The following is a 17,122-nucleotide window of genomic DNA, read 5'->3' as shown; positions in this document are numbered from 1 at the left end:
GCGACAGTCCACGTCGTTCCGAATTCGTTCGACTGTGAAGCGACCAGAAAGGGGCGGGCGCTGGAATGGGCGCGCCGAAACGTCCCCTGCGAAAAGGAGTACGTACTCTTCGTCGACGAAGACAGCATTATATCCGATATTCCGCCGATACCTGACGCCGACGTCGTCCAGTTCAGCGAGTGTCCGACGCGAACCGAGTCGTTGTTCACGTATCTGGCCGAACTGTTCCGAATGGGATTCCAGATCGAACAGCGCGCCTTCTCGAGCATGTCGATCCCACTCTACGCGTGGGGTGGCGGATTAGCGATCAGACGCGACCTCGAAGATCGGATCACGTGGGATCACGAAACGATAATCGAGGACACTGTGTTCGTCTGGAAGGCCGCTCAGAACGGCGACTTCGAGTTCGAAGCGGTCCCGACGAAGTTCTACAACCAGGCGCCGCCGACGATTTCGGCGATGATTCAACAGCGACGCCGATGGATCAGCGGTGCGATAGCTGACCTTCAGCTCCTCCCACGGCGATACCGGTATCTGTTCAGGGTCAGAAATATCGGCTGGAGTCTCTCCCCGATCGCGATCGTATTCGCACTCGTCGCTTTTACGCAGGGCGAAGTGCTATTTAATTCGCACTTCCTGCGACTCTCCGTACTGCTTACGGTCTTTCTCTACACGTGGTCGATCCTCGGCGTCTGGTACGCAGACGAGTCCCTTAGTACGGGAATCTCGTTGCTCCTCTTGACCCCACTCATCTCGATACTCCACTCGATAGGGGCGCTCGTCGGATTCGCGTTCGAAACCAGCGAATTCGAGACGACGAAAAAGATTAACCCGAGCGACACACCGTCGGTATCGGTATCACAGGAACACGATGACTAGAAGGGAAACAGGCTCGCTCGCGGTGCTTTTCGTCCTCGCCATCGTAATCGGCGCGCATCGACTTGCGACCACGCACGAACCGGGCGGCGAGAATCCGGACGGACCCGATAGCGACTGGTCGCTCGTCGTCGACGAACAGTGGGATGCGTTCGACGAGAGCCGGTGGGCGGTCGGCTTTATCGATCCTGAGGAACGGATCCCCGATGACGATGCCTCGATCAGTGACGGTAACGTTGTCCTCAGAGACGGACGGTGTGTCCTCCGAATCGAATCTGACGGAACGGGACAGGACGGATGCTGTCAAGTAGTTAGTGATTCGTCAGTCGGTAGTAAAGACTGGAACCCCGACGAAGGGATTCGGATCGATCGCGACCCGACCGAGACGTTCAACACGTACGGCCGTGCGTGGTTCGAAGAACTCGTCGAAACGAAGCGCTCGCCGGCTGTACTGTTCGAAATCTCGAGCGAAGAGAGCGATCGACCGTTCGGGATGAGATTCTCCAACCACGGTAATCGAATCGGTGAGTCGGACCTGGAACGGGCGTGGGTCGAAGAAGTGGTGATCGACCGGGTACGCGTCTGGGAGGTCGACCAGACGGCGGACGCCGTCGGGTCCGTCGATGAAATCGTCTTCGGCGAATACAACACCTGTACACTGTCATGAGAGAAATTACCAAACTGACGGAACGAAAATACGGTTCGATTCTCTGCATCCTTATCGTCGGTGCTGCCCTTCGGCTCTATCGACTCACCGATCGGAGCCTCTGGATCGACGAGATTTACTCGATCAGCATTCGCGGCACCGAACCGGCCAGCGAGATATTTCTGTCGTCGACGCTCGACTCCCATCCACCCCTTCACTACGTGGTACTTCACTACTGGATGGAAGTGTTCGGCAATTCCGTGGTGGCAACTCGAATCCAAGCGGTGATTATCGGTATGGCCGGTATTCTCTCCCTCTACCTGCTCGGCGCGGAACTCTTCGATTCTCGAGTCGGCCTGATCGCCGCGTCCCTGCTTGCAGTATCGCCGATGCACGTCAACGCATCTCGGACTGTACGCATGTACGGGCTCTTATCTCTCCTTGCAATACTGTCAACGTACTTTTTCGTGCTGACTGCCCGGAATTACTCCTACCGAAGTGTCGGCGGGTATGCGATCTCGACGATTCTGCTCCTGTGGACACATCCCTATGCGGTGTTCGTCGTCGTCGCACACAACGTCTACGTCGTCACTGTCTTCGTTTCGAACGGAGAGCCCCGTCGACTGTCTTTCTCGTGGCCTCGGTGGAGCATGTCCCAGGTGTTGATAGCTCTATGGGCCTTCCCCGGAGTCGCGAGAATGCTTGAGCTCGCGGTCGGACTCTCGACGGGAGCGACCGGCGGGTTGGTCAGTTGGATGCCGGATGCGAACCGGTATCACCTGATAGAGACGCTACTATATTACGCCGGTCTGCCTAGTTATTACCCGTACATCGTCGACGCAACTGGTATCAGACTCGTGGCGGTGATCGTGGCGCTCGTCGCTATCGTCTGTATCGGTGTCGCCTTCGGAGAATACGGCAGACAGGGAAGCAATCGGAGTTGGAGCTCCGGACAAGTCGACGGCCTCTATCTCCTCTCGCTACTCGTGGGGTCGGCGATAGTGCTTCCGTTCGTTATTTCGAAGATTCTCCGACCGGTCTACCACATCAACTCGACGATCGTGGGGGTGTTCGCGTTCTTCCTCATCGTTGCACTAGGAGCGTCGAAATTACCGACGGGATCCGTTCGAACGCTCTGTGTAGTCGTTCTCATCGGTGGTTTGTTCGTATCGAGCGGGTTCTATCTCTCGGCGAGTTCGATCGAACCCTGGAACGACGCGGCGACGCACGTCGAATCCGACGCGACAGAAGGCGACCTCGTCGTTTTCAACCCGCAGTGGATCGACACCTCCTACACGTATTACGCTGGCGGGACCAAGTACGAGACGACCGGAATCTCCGAAAACTTCTCGCCGCGAGAGGCCGACGAGCTCCGAACGCAAGTCGAGGACCGCGATCGAGTCTGGGTCGTGAGTCGGTTCACGCCGAACCTCGATCGCGTGACTGAAACGGTCGGAGAGTCACACACGGTACAATCCTACGACCAATACGGTGAGCTTCGCGTCTATCTCTTTGTCGAAACGGGTTCTGACGACACGGAAGCCGATGACACGAGCGATTGACAGCCAATCTCCACCGCGTAGAGGAATACTGATGCAAGTGGTTGACTCGTCGACTACTCGATGAGTCTTACTTCGTCGATGTAGGCACCCCCCTTCTCGATTTCGAAGTGGACGATATCCCCGTTGTACGTCGAATCGAGGACGCTCACTTCACCGGTGGTTTCGCCATCGACGACGATCGAAATCTGGCCGTCCCGAAGCTCGATTTCGGCAGTGTATAGCTCTCCGACGGTACCGTTCTGATACGCTCCGTCACCGCCCAGCCACTGCCAGCCGTCGGTGTTGAGAACGGAAATCCCGTCTCGAGAGATGTCCAGTCGGTAACTGTTGTCGGCGTCTGTCGTCGAGTCGCCGAACGCGCAGTTCAACTGCTGGTCCGTCGAACTATCGAACGCGAAGTCGAACTGGAGGGTGGTTCCGCGGGCGAACCTGGGAGAGCCGTTCCACGTGAGCCGGCTCCATTTATCGGTAACGGTCGCCGAGTGAGATCCGTGTCCGCTGACGTCGGTGGTCGTCTCCCAGCTCCCGGTCGAGTGCCAGCCATCGGCGAACGCGCCACCGTCGAAGTCGTCGAGAACGGTAGTCTCTGTCTGTCCGGTCGAATCGTCGGTTTGGGACTCACCAGCGAACTCCCACACGCGAACCCAGTCGATCACCATCTCCGCTTCCCAGGCGGTATCGAGGTCCGCATCGCCGAGTCTGTTCACGTGGTTCGAAAACATCATGAAGAACGGACAAGCGTCCTGGTGGCTCAACGTCTCGAGCATCTCTGCAGGCGATTCGCGCGTAACGACGTGGGTACCGTTGAAGTACCACTCGACGCGGTCTTCGAACCACGCACAGCCGTACGTGTTGAACGTCTCGGTCAGATCCGTCCCCGTGTTCATCGAGTACGGATTCTGTTCGTGGTTATCCATATCACCTGGGACGCCGGTGGAGGTCCAGTGGGCGTTCGCGTGGAGGGTCTGGCGTTCCAGCGCTTCGTCGTTCCCGAACTGGAAGAGCTCGACGAAGTCGATCTCGGGCGGCCAGGTGTGACTGTTCGACATCGACCAGAACGCGGGAAGGACGCCGGTGCGGCCGGGCATTTTCATCCGCGCCTCGACATACTGGCCCGGTTTCGGATCGATCGTAAACCCTTCGTTCGGGTTCCACTCGTTATCGTCGTCGGCCGTATTGAGCACGCCCTGGTAAACGCCGTCTTTCCCCGTCCCATCCGACGAAACCAGTAGTTTGCACCGATTGTTTTCGACGATGACGTGATCTTCCCGAACCGTCGCATCGTCGCTGACTGCGGTCAATCCCGACCCGCCGAACCCGATCCCCCAAATGTCTCGATTGAATGTATCCCACTGCTCGTCCAGGGTGAGCGTCCATTCACCGTCCGGGCCGCTCGGATTTTCGCTGGTGGTCACGTCGGTCTCGGTATCGTCTGTCGTTTTGTCCTTCCCCCCTCGCTCCCGTCCGGGCGGATCCTCACGCTTCGCCGAAACGCAGCCTGATCCCACTAACGCGGTTGGTACTAAAGAGCATTTTCGAAGGAGACGTCGTCGAGAGTCTTTCATTCTGTACGGAACTCTATGAAGTTCCGACGGGGATACAGTCCCCTATTCATATAGTTCTCCTGTATATACCAATCCTCACCGATATTACATAATTTCCTATTTATAGTGGAATTCCTGGGAGCAGAAACGGCATTCAGTAGTCGTGAAAGCCAGTTCCAGATTCGCAGTATTGGCCGGAAAGACGGCTGAAAACGCGGTCGGAATACTGATCGGAACAAGCGAAGTTCGCCATCGGACTTGATTCGTCAACTCGAGACGAGACGGCCGCCACTTCGAGGCACGAACGGAGTACCACGTGACGAGTAAACGAGCGAGGCGTGTCCAGTCGTTTGATTCAATTACCCGGGCGATCGCCGGCGGATCGATCACTCGTCGGACGGTCGGCTCGTCGGCCTCGTCCGAGCGACTCGAGTATCCGTCTTCGAAAACTGTGGCACGGCGTCACCGTCGACGGAAGCGACGTCATGACCGGTCAGGGAGCAGAGCGCGATTCCGAATTCGCGATCAGTGTACTTGAGAACCGGAGCACCGTCGCAACCTGCGCACTCGAGAAAAGGTGATCGATTCGGACGGCCAGCAGTCAGTTACCCCGCCCGAAGCCGGAACGGCACTCACTCAGCCGGTGGAACGAGTCGGTGGATCTCGCCGGTGGTTCCTTCGATCGCGCTCGTTTTCGTCGTCAGCACGTACACCTCTCCGTTCAGGTCCTGGCCGAACGCCGAGACGTACCGAGATAGCTCGCCGGATCCGTCTCCCGTTTCGATCTCGAGTTCGTGGAGCTGTCGGAGCGACCGCTGCTGATTGTACTGATGGGTTCGCTGAACGTCTTCGGACGGCCGAGCGATGAATACCGATCCGAGGGGGTCGCCGTGGGGATCCGCACTCCAATCACCGAAGAGATAGGCGCCGTCTAGGTCCGACATCGCATCGCCGCGGTAGACGTAGCCGCCGATGATCCCGCTTCCGAGTTGGACGTCGTCGTGCCAGTGTGGGTATTCGATAACGGGATCGAGTAGTGGTTCCCCGTTTCGGACCGATGCGGGCGTCTCGTCGGGACAATTTTCGTCGTCGGATGACTCGCTGTCGAAACAGTGTGTCCCCTCTTTTACGTTCCAGCCGTAGTTTCCCCCCTTCTCGACGCGGTTAACCGACTCATAGTTGCTCTCCCCGACGTCGGCGACGTACAGTTCGTCGCCGTCGAACGACATTCCCCACGGGTTTCGGAACCCCCACGCGTAATACTCCGGGCGCCCGGCGTCCCGCATCCCGTCCTCGAGGAACGGGTTGTCAGCGGGGATGCCGTACGGGTCGGTTTCGGCATCGACGTCGATTCGAAGCACGCCCCCGAACAGATTGTCCGTCGTGATTTGAGCGGTTCCGCCGGGGGCGTTCTCGTACCAGTCGTCGGGCTGGTCGGTGTACGGTTTACCGCCGTCACCAGTCGAAACGTAGAGGTAGTCGTCGGGACCGAATACGACGTTACCCGAGTTGTGAATGGACGCCGGTTGGGGAATTGCCAGGATGACTCGCTCCGATGTCGGATCGCCATGACGTCCGTCAGCAGTCGTCTGAAACTCGGAGAGTATCTCGATGTGAGCGAATTGATCGCTTTCGGGAGGCGTACTATATCGGAGATAAAACCGACCGTTGTCCCCGAAACTCGGGTGTAACTCCATTCCCAGTAACCCGCGCTCGTCGTACCCCCCGAGCGAGTCGAATCCGAGGTCGACGATCCGATCGCTGATGTCTAAGAACGGGTCGTTCCGTGTACTCCCGTCTTGGATTACATGTACTGTTCCTACCTGATCGGTAACGAAGTACTTCCCGTCGTCAGCAGCGACGAAGTCGGTGGGATACGTCAATCCCTGCGCGATGGTGTCGAGCGCGACGCTCGGGCCCGATGGGATGAGACTATTCATCGAATCGTTTCCCTCGAAACAGCCGGCAGACCCGACCATCAAAACGCTGACGCCCAGAGTCGTGACGAACTGACGTCGGTTACTCGAGAACTGCGAACACATGCCCCCACATAGCCCTATGTGGGAATAAATGCCCCTGACGGTGTTGGCGATAAAATCCAATTATTGGTGTCGTCCACCTTTCAGATACAGATAAAGTATCGATATGAAATAACTTCCGGGCCACGATTTACCACTGGGACCGGTATCGGGAGACAGTTACCACCCAAAGGCGGGTTGCATATCGGAACAATACGAACGATTAGTGGTCGCACTGCCGAGGGATATAGCGCCTCGATGAACGAGTACTCGGACCGGAGAATCGACAATAGAATCCGATCGCTGACGGTACCGAACCCCAATCGATGACGCGGCGCCACCACAACGATACGAATGGATGCTGATAGCCAATTAGGAGTGTGGCTCCGGAAGCTCGGTGTGCGCCTGACGACGATGAACCAGACGGCTGTTGTCTCGCTGGCCTTTCTGGTCGTCACGGTACTGTTGACGTGGCCGATCCTGTTGCAGCCGGGGCAGATCTATCTCACCGCGCCGGCCGAATACGAAATCGTTCAGTCCTCAGACTACTGGTACGTCGGTCATACAGAACAACAGCGAGAGGATCTCATCCTGGACCATCACGTTCACATGGGCGCGGTTGAGGAGGCTGCCGAACGGTTACGAAACGGGCGTATCCCGTACGAAGTGGACCCGGACTACGCACTGCCCCCCAGCTACGTCTTCCTCGGTGGGATTGTACTGCTCCTCAGTCCGCTTTCGACTATCGTCGTCCACAATTCGTTCTTCGTCGTCGCAGTGTTTCTGGCCGGCGTCTTTACGTTCCTGTTCGTCTACGAAGTGCTGCAGGACCGAGAAGTCGCCTTCCTCGCCGGTGTCCTGTATATGTCCTCGTTCTACGTGTTCGGTACGTACATGCTAGGACATACGAACCAGTGGCAAATCCAGTGGATTCCACTGATCTTGTTCGCCGTCGAACGGCTTCGGACTCGGACGGGTGGACGGACGATCGCACTTCTGGCTGGTGCATTCGGGCTGCAGGTTCTCTCGTCCGAACAGTACACAGTCTATTTGAGTTTCGTCCTTCCGTTGTATCTCGCCGTTCGATCCCTCTGTGGAGCGCGCCGATTCCGCCGTCGGTCGTTCGCGAAAGGGTTCGCGGCGGCGCTGATCGGTGGGGTGATCCTGTCGTCGCCGTATCTCGTCGCCAGAGGGAGGGTGGCAACGAGCGGTGCGACGACGACGTATTCGATAGCAACAAACGCGTTCTGGGGAAACGTCGTCGAGTTGTGGAACCTTCCCGGCGTCTTCTTCGCCGCCGACGCGCCGCTCCAGTTTCTCTTCCGACTCGTGTTGCTCTTTCTCGGGACGGTCGCGTTCGTGACGACGACGTCACGTCGGCAACGGCAACTACTGCCGTTCGTCGTCCTGTTCGGTGTCGGCCTGATTATGGCGTGGGGCCCATTCTCGGATTGGGCACCGTACGCGATACTGTATCGACACTACCCGCTCCTCGAGTACTTCCGCACCCCCTATCGGATGCTCCCGTTCGCGCTTCTGGGAACGAGTACGCTATCAGCGGCGACGCTCCTCGCTGTGACCGAATCGGGCGATACGTGGACAGGCCGTGGAGTGTTCATCACCGCCGTCCTCATTTCAATCCAACTAGTTCTCGTCCATTATTCGCTTCAGTTCACCGCGTACTCGATCTGACGATGGACGGCCTGACTCCGACAGCGAACGGGATGGGTGATGCAGTCCGCTGGCGACTCACCCCAAATCGTGCCGCCACGTCGTCGACCAATTTGGTCACGGAACGTCGGCTGGGTGATCAGCCCTCGTCACTGCCCGACACCTCACTGAGAAACGGCGGGGAGACTACACCCGATCCTCCGCGAGGTGGTGTAAGTCCGCGCTCTGGGATTCCTGCAGTTCTCCACTTCGCTCGACTCGAACCTCTTTGGCCGGCCGGGGATCGTAACGACGAGAACGGTTCTTCCGGACCGGTCAGCGGTCTCGACTTGTGAGCGGTGATCTGACGGTCACGCGGTCCCGTGCTGCGACGGTCGTCGACGGTGACCGATCAATCGAGGCGGTCGGTCGCGATCTCGGCGCCCTCGACGAGCGCCTCGAGTTTCGCCCACGCGATTTCGGGGTCGACCATACCGAGGCCGGCCTGCGTGCCGAACCCGCAGTCGGGCGCGGCGACGATCGGCGTCGGCTCGTCGACTGCATCGGCCACGCGCTCGAGACGGTCCGCGATCGTCTCCGGGTGGTCGATGATGTTCGTCTTCACGTCGACGACGCCGGGCAGCAGCGTCCACCCGTCGGGGAGCGGCTGTTCGGCGAACGCGCGGTACTCGTGTTGGTGTCGGGGGTTGGCCTGTTCGACGCTCAGCCCCGTGATGTCGGCCTCGTAGATCTCCGGCAGGAGGTCGACGAGATCCGCGTCGAGGTGGTGGGGACCCTCGTAGCTCCCCCAGCAGGTGTGGAGGCGAACCTGCTCTTCGGGGATCCCCGCCAGCGCCTCGTTGAGCGCCTCGACGTGGAGGCGCGTGGCCTCTCGAATCTCCTCGAGGGGTTCGTCCGCGTAGGCCGCCGTCTGGCCGATGGTGAGGAGTTCGGGGGCGTCGATCTGGAGGGTCATCCCGGTCTCAGCGACGAGCTCGTACTCTTCGGCCATCGCGTCCGCGACGGCGAAGAGGAACTCCTCGTAGGAGTCGTAATGGTCGTCGACGTGCGTGGTCGCGACGATGCTTGGCGACGCCGAGGTGACGAACGTCCCCTCGAAGTCGGTGTCGACGGCCTCGAGCGCGTTCCGGAATCCCTCGAGTTCGGCTTCGGCCTCCTCGTAGCCGGTGTACTCGACGGGACCGGAGACGACGGGCTGCATCGAGAGGTCGATGACGTCCGTCTGGAACGTCTCCTCGGCGTAGTCGGGGAACTCCTGGAGGTCGGCCCAGAGCTCCTGCTCGCGCTCGCCCCCGATCCCGCTCAGTCGGTCCGCGACGTACCAGTTGAACGAGACTCGGGGCTGTTCGCCGTTGTTGACGATGTCGAGTCCGGCCTCGGCCTGTCGCTCGAGGACGTCTGTCGTGGCATCCGCGACGGTTTCGTTCCACTCGTCTTCGTCGACGGCGTCGCCGTCCTGGCGCGCCGTGAGCAGGTCGAGTAGCTCCGGCGGTCGCGGCAGGCTCCCGATGTGCGTCGTGCAAATTCGGTCTTCCGTAGTCGTCATTGGGTACTCCTGTGAGTAATAGTTCTAGTATATAATATAACTGGTGGTACTTACTCGGCTGACGGCACCCGCGGCGGTCAGAGCGAGTCGCCGACGGTCGAAACGAGGAGCGCGACGACGAGACAACGGTTGTGACCACTACCTGTGACGGCCCACCCGCTCCGGGAACACCGACCAAAGCACCAGCAGTTCCGGTTCCGACGGAACACTCCTCCAGTTGGTGAACAGCGTTTCGGTTCGGTTTACGCGTCGGCGCGAGTCGGACGAGACAGCGGTAATTCGAGGTCAATCCCAACGCGAAGAGCGCGATCGGCCACCGATCGCTGCGGGCCGAGCCGTCCGAATTCCGGGCGGACAGTGATAGATCACTCCGCGATCGGCGTCACGGGTCTCGCCCGGCCGCTCGCATGTACTCGTCGAGCGTCTCTGCCAGCGTCTCCGCGAAGTCCTCGTCGTTGATATCGGTCTCCACCTCGAGCAGTTCGACGTCCTCGTCGAGCGACGACCGGAGCGCGTCGAATAACGCTTCGTCGGCCTCGGGGTCGTGGAAGTCCTCCCCCGCGATGTCGATCGCCGAGACGCCCTCGAGGGAGAGGACGAGCGCGGTGGGTCCGGTCGCGTCGTTGAGCTTCTCGGCGATGATTGCTCCGAGTTCGGCGTTTTCCTCTGGCGTCGTCCGCATGAGCGTCACCTGCGGGTTGTGAACGTGGAACTGACGCCCCTCGAACTCTTCGGGGACCGAATCGCGAGGGCCGAAGTTGACCATGTCGAGCGCACCCGTCGAGACGACCTGCGGGATGCCCGCGTCTCCGGCCGCCTCGAGTCGGTCCGGGCCGGCGCTCAGAACGCCGCCGACCAGTTCGTCGGCCCACTCGGTCGTCGTGACGTCGAGCACGCCGTCGACGACGCCCTCCTCGACGAGCGACTCCATCGCGCGCCCGCCGGTCCCGGTGGCGTGGAAGACGATTACCTCGTAGCCCAGCTCCTCGAGTCGCTCGCGGGCCGCCTGCACACAGGGTGTCGTGACGCCAAACATCGTCACGGCGATCGTGGGTCGCTCGTCTGTATCGACGTCGGGATCGTTCGTCACCATCCCCACCATCGCCAGGGCGGCGTTGGAGATGATCCGCCGCGAGAGTTGGTTCACCCCCTCGATATCCGCGACCGAGTACATCATCGTAACGTCTCGGGCTCCGACGTAGGGCTCCGTGTCGCCCGACGCCATCGTCGAAACCATAACCTTCGGCACGCCGACGGGCAGCGCTCGCATGGCCGCCGTCGCGATCGAGGTGTTACCCGACCCGCCCAATCCGAGGATGCCGTCGACAACGCCCTCATCGTGGAGCCGACGGGCGATCTCGGCCGCGCCCTCCCCCATCGCCTCCATCGCCTCGCCGCGGTCGGCCTCCTCGCGGAGGTGCTCGAGGGTCGTCCCCGCCGCGTCGGCGACCTCGCTCGCGGTCGTCTCCGGGTCGACCTCCGGACCCGGTTCGCCCATCACGCCCGCGTCGACGACGTGGACGCCGATGCCCTGGTCCTCGAGGACATCTCTGGCGAAGCCGATCTCCTCCGCTTTCGTGTCCAGCGTCCCGATGATGACGACGCTCATGGGTCGGAGTCGGTCGAGGTGGCGGTTTCCGCCGTCGGCAGTTCGCCGGCGGGGACGACCTCGCACTCCGGCAGCTCCCGCAGTTCGGCTTCCGGGCCCGGCGGTGCGTAGACCGCGAGGAGCAGCAGCGGCTCCCAGCCGGTGTTCACCGTCCCGTGTTCGACGCCCTCCGGAACGAACACCAGTTCGCCGGCCGCGATCTCGCGGGCCTCCTCGCCGACCTCCTGTTTCCCCTCCCCGCGCAGGACGTAGAGGATCTCGTCGCTCTCGGGGTGGGTGTGGCGCTCGTGGCCCTTTCCCGGCTCGAGTTTCACGACGCCCGCGCTGAAGCGCTCGCCGCCGGTGACCTCGGGGGTGTGCAGCCACTTGAGGACGCCCCAGTCGAACGCCAGGCTCTCGACGTCGTCCGGTTCGACGAAGTGCGTCTCGGTCATGGTCGGAACTCCATCGATTTGAACTCGCGGGCCTGGTTCTCGATGGCCTCCTCGGTCGGCAGCCGCTCGAGGCTGGACGCGCCGAAGAAGCCGACGACGCCCTCCGTCTCGTTCAGGACGTACTCGGCGTCGTCCGGCCAGGCGATCGGCCCGCCGTGGCAGATGACGAGCACGTCGTCGTTGACCGCCTTGGCGGCGTCGTGGTGAGCCTGTACCCGTTCGGCCGCCGCGTCGAGATCGAGCGCCGTTTCGGCGCCGATGTCGCCCGACGTCGTCAGCCCCATGTGCGAGACGATCACGTCCGCGCCGGCCTCGGTCATCTCGCGGGCCTGCTCCTCGGTGAAGACGTACGGGCAGGTGAGCATGTCTTGCTCGGCGGCCTCCCGGATCATCTCGACTTCCTCGTCGTAGCCCATCCCCGTCTCCTCTAAGTTCCGGCGGAACTGGCTGTCCTCGTCGATGAGGCCGACGGTCGGGAAGTTCTGGACGCCCGAGAACCCGCGGCGCTTGAGATCCTCGATGAAGACGTCCATCTGCCGGAACGGGTCCGTTCCGTTGACCCCCGCCAGCACGGGCGTGTCTTCTACGACCGGCAGCACCTGCCGGCCCATGTCGACCACGATCTCGTTGGCGTCGCCGTACGGCAGCAGGCCCGCCAGCGAGCCGCGGCCGTTCATCCGGTACCGGCCGGAGTTGTAGATGATCAGCAGGTCGACCCCGCCGCGCTCGGCGAACTTCGCCGACATCCCCGTCCCCGCTCCGGCGCCGATGATCGGCTCGTCGTTCGATACCGTCTCCTCGAGTCGTCGGACCGCTTCCTCGCGCGTAAACTCCATGACAACCGTTGTCGACCACATGACAGCTCTTTAAGCTTTCCTCAAGTGGGAAAATCAGTAGGCGGTCGGCAGACGAATCGAAGACCGCTGCGACGCAAGCTGTTCGCGTTCGGAGCGAGAGGGTGTGTAGTCCGTCGGCCTGATACGCCCGGGCGGATCGATCGTCGTGACGGATTCATCGGCAATGGTGGCCGTTTTCTACGAGTCCACGGCGCTGCTCTACTACCGATCCGAGAGATATGGACGGCTGAATTTGTTCGCTAGAACTTTGTCCGGCAATCTCCTCGGCTTCCCACTGAGAACAATATTCACGGACGGGGCGGCGTCGTAGACGGCTTCAAATACGGGCGAGAAGGACAGCAGTTTATATAGGCAAACCCTGGTTTCGCTCATGTCCTCGACAGTCGGTCTATTGTGGCAGCGGTATCGGTCGGTATCGTTGATCTATCGCATCGCACTCGCGTTCGTTCTCGGATCTGTCGCGGGGATCGTTTTCGGTGAACGGATGACGATCGTCGAACCGCTCGGAGACCTTTTCCTCCGGTTACTCAATATGCTGGTGATCCCGATCATCGTTTTCACGCTGCTGACTGGGATTCGCCAGCTATCGCCAGCCAGACTCAGTCGGATCGGTGGTGCGACCGTCGGCCTCTATGCGGTAACGACCACCATCGCGGGCGCCATCGGACTCGGCGTCGCGAACATTCTTCAACCCGGTCGCGGCGTTGAGTTTACCGGCGGTGAAGCCGAGTCCCAAGCGCCCCCCTCGCTCACCGAAGTCGTACTCGGTATCGTCCCGAGCAATCCCGTCACCGCGATGGCCGAGGGGAACCTGCTCGCGACCGTCTTCTTCGTGATCGTCTTCGGTATTGCACTCACCTACGTCCGCGCTCAACAGGATGAGCTCGCAAATCGCGTCGACTCAGTGTTCGAGGCGTTCGAAATCGGCGCCGAGGCAATGTTCGTTGTCGTTCGTGGTGTCCTCGAGTACGGCGTGATCGGCGTGTTCGCGCTCATGGCGTCCGGGATCGGCACCGAGGGTATCGGCGTGTTCTCGTCACTCGGCGAACTCGTACTCGCGGTCGCGATCGCCGTCGTCGTGCACATCGGGTTTACGTACCTGCTCTTCCTCATGGGTGTGGTCGCGAACGTCTCCCCGCTCGCGTTCCTCGTCGGCGCGAAGGACGCGATGGTAACTGCCTTCGCCACCCGCTCGTCAAGCGGGACGCTACCAGTGACCATGACCAACGCCGAAGAGGACCTGCGCATCAAGGAGCACGTCTACTCGTTCGCGCTCCCGGTCGGTGCCACGGCGAATATGGACGGCGCCGCCATCAGGCAAGCGATTACCGTCGTATTCGCTGCGAACATGGTCGGACAACCACTCGTGCTCTCCGAGCAAGTGCTCGTCCTGATCGTCGCCGTACTCATCAGCATCGGCACTGCCGGCGTCCCCGGAGCGGGGATCGTCATGCTCACCGTGGTACTCAATCAAGTCGGTCTTCCGCTTGCGGTGGTTGGGTTCGTCGCCGGTGTCGATCCGATCCTCGGCCGCATCGCAACGATGAACAATGTCACCGGCGATCTCGCGGTCGCGACTGTCGTCGGCAAGTGGAACGATGCGATCGATTTCGATAGCGGTGTCTGGACGAAGATACCGTCCGACGGTAGCACTGTCATCCCCGGCGACGACTAACGCAGCGAGACACGGGACCTGGTACGGGCCCGACCCCGGCAACTGCTCGGGATCGATCCGATTACCGGCTGCCTCCGCTACGAATAGAGAGGTTTGGTAATTAGGTGTGCGAACGAAACGCGATCGGAGCGGAATTCACCGATAGATTTCCTGTCATTCCCGTTCAAGTCGCTGACAACCGATCACTAATGGATCTGGGATATCGATCGAGACTGCGTGTAATGCCTCGAATACGATAGAAACGTGATCGAACTGTGGGCCGCGCGATGCTCTCAACGGGTGATGATTCTTTGGGATATTACGATTGGTATTTTCTCTGGATGAATTCTTTTTTGTCGATAGTCCAGGCGAAACTCCAGTGTTCATTGCCACTGCCTACCAAGGTATAAGGTACTATGCCGGCGTATCCACACACACATGCCAGATGAGGAGTCCGAAGGGGAGCGGACGACCCTTGTCGATCGGGACAGTGAGACCCAGACGAATCCAGAACTCGCGAGCGATGGTGGTCGGCAGAAAGACCGTGAACAACGAAAATTAGAGGGGATACTCCATGTACTGCTGGACGAGCGCCGTCGCTACATCCTGTATTTCCTGCAGGAACACGAGGTCAGTGAACTCGACGAACTGGCGACGCATGTCACTGCGATGGAACAGGAGACCGATCCCGACGCCGTGCGGTCGGAGCGGGTCAAACGGGTGCGGATATCGCTCGTCCATGCCGACCTGCCACGGTTAGAGGACAGCAGGCTTGTCGAGTTTGACCGGCGAAGCAAAGCCGTACGGTACTCGCGACCGCCAGAACTCCTTGCGAGGATGCTCCGCCTTTGCGCCAATTTCGACGCTCCGGAGATCAGATAACGGGTCGTCGGCTTACTCCGCCACACCCGTGTGGACCACCGGGACAGCCGATACCCGCAGACCCTGTTTTTGTTTCTATCTGGATCAATGACTCTCCAAATATGATCTTCACGGTATGTATACGTATAACTCAGTCCGGAAAAGAAGCCAAATACAGCATCGTTGAAGACTCAGGCAGGATGAACGAATTGACAGGGTTCCAACGGGACTTGCTGTACGTGATCGCGGGTGCTGATCAGCCATCAGGCCAAGACGTCAAGGAAGAAGTCGATCAGTACTATAGCACCGAGATCAATCACGGCCGGCTGTACCCGAATCTCGACACGCTCGTCAATAAGGAGCTGGTTGAGAAGGGCCGGCTCGATCGGCGGACGAACTACTATGCTATCACGGATACCGGGGAGGAAGCGCTTGACGAGCGACAAGAGTGGGAAAACCGGTACGTAGAGAGTGAGGCCGAATAGTATTCGGTCGCAGCTGACAGTAACTAATTCCTACGATTTTATCGAAAAGAAAGCTTATACCGAAGGAATAGGCTCATCGGAGTATGTCCGAACAGACTGACGATACCCTCCCGAATCTCGTAACGATCGTTGGCAGCGGTGTCCCCTCGAACTACGAAATCACCGTCAACGGCGACATCGAACTGGTTGGCGCCGACCCGCTCGAGGAAGCAACAGTCGTCACGGACCACGCCGCAGAAGGGGCAGTTGAGACCGGCGTGATGCGGTTCCGGTTCTCCGGAGAGATGGCAAACGTGCACGTCGTCGACTGGAATGGCGTTGCTACACCGGAGTCGCCGAGCACACCGACAGTTCACATCGATTACGGCGTCCCTGACCGAAACGGTAGTAACTGAACGTCACACTAGTTCTATTCCCTTGGACTGTACCTGCAATCACTGAGACTGGAGAGAGGTCCGTCTTGGCCTCACCGGACTATTTACTTCGCAGAGACTGTATCCGGGTCAAGCAGTTCTCCTTCGGTTCGATAGTCCTCGTACAAGTCCTCTGCCCACGATAATACGGCTGGAGCCTCAGCAACCAGCAATCCCCGGACGACTCGTTCTCCGTCTCGGTCTTCACCCAGCCAAATCGCTACTGAGTCGTCAAAGAGATGCAGATTAAGCGGAATCTCTCCATCGTAGGTCCAGATACTGTCCCGTTCTGCTCGTGCTCGCAGTAACGGCACCTGCTCTGATTCTGCAGGGAGGGTCTCGATCCAGTCCGCTTCGATTACAAGTTCGGCATCTAATTGCTGTTCGTTGACCTGTTCACAGATAAGCGTCACATATCGAGGCAGCGTGACCTCGACAAGTGAGCGGACCTCGTCTGTAGTACGGATTTTCGCCGCCACATGATCGTATGGTTTGGAGGGAGTCGGCGTCTTCGGCGTTATGATCTCAGCGGTGCGGAAATAGCGGTAATCAAGCGAGTGAACGGGTTCCGGAAGCCATCTGATAGCGTCCCCAAGATGCTGGATCCCCTCAACAGTCTGCAGGTAGGCGCGGAATTCAGCGATCATGATTTCCCCTTCCTTCGTGAGTTCATACTGACTCCCCTCGGAGGAGATCCACCCGCGCGATTCACCGTTGTCGAGGATCCGTGCAACGGTAGACCGTGAGGCCTCCGTCCGCTCTGCGAGATCGCGGCTTGTCGTCGCCCCGTCAGCGAGCCCCTCGAACACGCGCACGCTGTTCGCTGAATTTGCGAAGAACTGGACTGCGTCCAGCGTCGATTCTATATTCAATGGTAACACGTGGCGATGGCTGGCCATGTCCTATGCTACGTTCGGGTAGTCGCAAATACCTTTGCGGGGGATGG

At 59.9% G+C, this 17,122-nt stretch carries 15 protein-coding genes; 8 read left to right on the top strand and 7 right to left on the bottom strand.

Features of this window, described 5'->3' with window-relative positions:
* The 3 genes from C477_RS01180 to C477_RS01170 all read left to right on the top strand — a co-directional run.
* A partial coding sequence (locus C477_RS01180) for a glycosyltransferase family 2 protein (RefSeq protein WP_008892592.1) occupies positions 1-879 on the top strand: 879 nt, incomplete at its 5' end.
* Positions 872-1,543 carry a hypothetical protein gene (locus C477_RS01175; RefSeq protein WP_160168001.1) on the top strand — a complete coding sequence of 224 codons (672 nt, stop codon included), beginning with the start codon at positions 872-874 and terminating at the stop codon, positions 1,541-1,543. The genes C477_RS01180 and C477_RS01175, both read left to right, overlap by 8 nt.
* Positions 1,540-3,084 carry a glycosyltransferase family 39 protein gene (locus C477_RS01170; protein WP_008892590.1) on the top strand — a complete coding sequence of 515 codons (1,545 nt, stop codon included), beginning with the start codon at positions 1,540-1,542 and terminating at the stop codon, positions 3,082-3,084. The genes C477_RS01175 and C477_RS01170 overlap by 4 nt, the downstream gene beginning before the upstream one ends.
* Before the next feature lie 53 nt (positions 3,085-3,137).
* Here C477_RS01170 and C477_RS01165 read toward each other — a convergent pair whose 3' ends face one another.
* Together C477_RS01165 and C477_RS01160 are read right to left on the bottom strand one after the other, a co-directional pair.
* The gene (locus C477_RS01165) at positions 3,138-4,499 is read right to left on the bottom strand and encodes a glycoside hydrolase family 16 protein (protein WP_008892589.1); all 1,362 of its coding nucleotides are present in this window, start codon (positions 4,497-4,499) and stop codon (positions 3,138-3,140) included.
* A gap of 761 nt (positions 4,500-5,260) precedes the next feature.
* Positions 5,261-6,568, bottom strand: a complete 1,308-nt coding sequence (locus C477_RS01160; RefSeq protein WP_160168000.1) for a PQQ-dependent sugar dehydrogenase — start codon at positions 6,566-6,568, stop codon at positions 5,261-5,263.
* Positions 6,569-7,045: 477 nt separating this feature from the next.
* On the opposite strand from C477_RS01160, the gene C477_RS01155 reads away from it, so the two are divergent.
* Positions 7,046-8,338 carry a hypothetical protein gene (locus C477_RS01155; RefSeq protein ID WP_152423242.1) on the top strand — a complete coding sequence of 431 codons (1,293 nt, stop codon included), beginning with the start codon at positions 7,046-7,048 and terminating at the stop codon, positions 8,336-8,338.
* Between the two features lie 370 nt (positions 8,339-8,708).
* Here the strand turns inward: C477_RS01155 and C477_RS01150 are convergent, their stop codons facing one another.
* From C477_RS01150 to C477_RS01135, 4 genes are all read right to left on the bottom strand, one after another.
* On the bottom strand, positions 8,709-9,863 hold the full coding sequence (locus C477_RS01150; protein WP_008892586.1) for a cobalamin-independent methionine synthase II family protein: 1,155 nt from the start codon (positions 9,861-9,863) through the stop codon (positions 8,709-8,711).
* A 382-nt stretch (positions 9,864-10,245) separates the two neighbouring features.
* Positions 10,246-11,472 (bottom strand): Tm-1-like ATP-binding domain-containing protein, encoded by a 1,227-nt coding sequence (locus C477_RS01145; protein ID WP_008892585.1) that lies wholly within the window; start codon positions 11,470-11,472, stop codon positions 10,246-10,248.
* On the bottom strand, positions 11,469-11,906 hold the full coding sequence (locus C477_RS01140; protein WP_008892584.1) for a cupin domain-containing protein: 438 nt from the start codon (positions 11,904-11,906) through the stop codon (positions 11,469-11,471). Before C477_RS01140 ends, C477_RS01145 begins: the two co-directional genes overlap by 4 nt.
* Positions 11,903-12,742 carry a phosphoenolpyruvate hydrolase family protein gene (locus C477_RS01135; RefSeq protein WP_008892583.1) on the bottom strand — a complete coding sequence of 280 codons (840 nt, stop codon included), beginning with the start codon at positions 12,740-12,742 and terminating at the stop codon, positions 11,903-11,905. Before C477_RS01135 ends, C477_RS01140 begins: the two co-directional genes overlap by 4 nt.
* A 391-nt stretch (positions 12,743-13,133) precedes the next feature.
* Between C477_RS01135 and C477_RS01130 the strand changes: the two genes are divergently transcribed.
* The 4 genes from C477_RS01130 (at position 13,134) to C477_RS01115 (ending at position 16,158) form a co-directional block, all read left to right on the top strand.
* Complete coding sequence (locus C477_RS01130; RefSeq protein WP_049914090.1) at positions 13,134-14,438, top strand: dicarboxylate/amino acid:cation symporter; 1,305 nt, start codon at positions 13,134-13,136, stop codon at positions 14,436-14,438.
* 417 nt (positions 14,439-14,855) lie between these two features.
* A complete protein-coding gene (locus C477_RS01125; protein ID WP_008892581.1) occupies positions 14,856-15,299 on the top strand; it encodes a DUF7344 domain-containing protein in 444 nt (147 codons plus the stop codon).
* 179 nt (positions 15,300-15,478) lie between these two features.
* Entirely contained in the window at positions 15,479-15,763 is a 285-nt protein-coding gene (locus tag C477_RS01120) for a PadR family transcriptional regulator (protein ID WP_008892580.1), read from the top strand.
* Positions 15,764-15,846: 83 nt separating this feature from the next.
* Positions 15,847-16,158: a hypothetical protein gene (locus C477_RS01115; RefSeq protein WP_008892579.1), complete on the top strand. Its 312-nt coding sequence runs from the start codon at positions 15,847-15,849 to the stop codon at positions 16,156-16,158.
* Positions 16,159-16,241: 83 nt separating this feature from the next.
* Here C477_RS01115 and C477_RS01110 read toward each other — a convergent pair whose 3' ends face one another.
* Positions 16,242-17,075 (bottom strand): helix-turn-helix transcriptional regulator, encoded by an 834-nt coding sequence (locus tag C477_RS01110; RefSeq protein WP_008892578.1) that lies wholly within the window; start codon positions 17,073-17,075, stop codon positions 16,242-16,244.
* Between the last annotated feature and the right edge of the window lie 47 nt (positions 17,076-17,122).

This window comes from Haloterrigena salina JCM 13891 (assembly GCF_000337495.1).
Classification (GTDB): Archaea; Halobacteriota; Halobacteria; order Halobacteriales; family Natrialbaceae; genus Haloterrigena; species Haloterrigena salina.
Note: the sequence above shows the minus strand (reverse complement) of the source record. Positions and strands in the feature narration are given on the sequence as shown.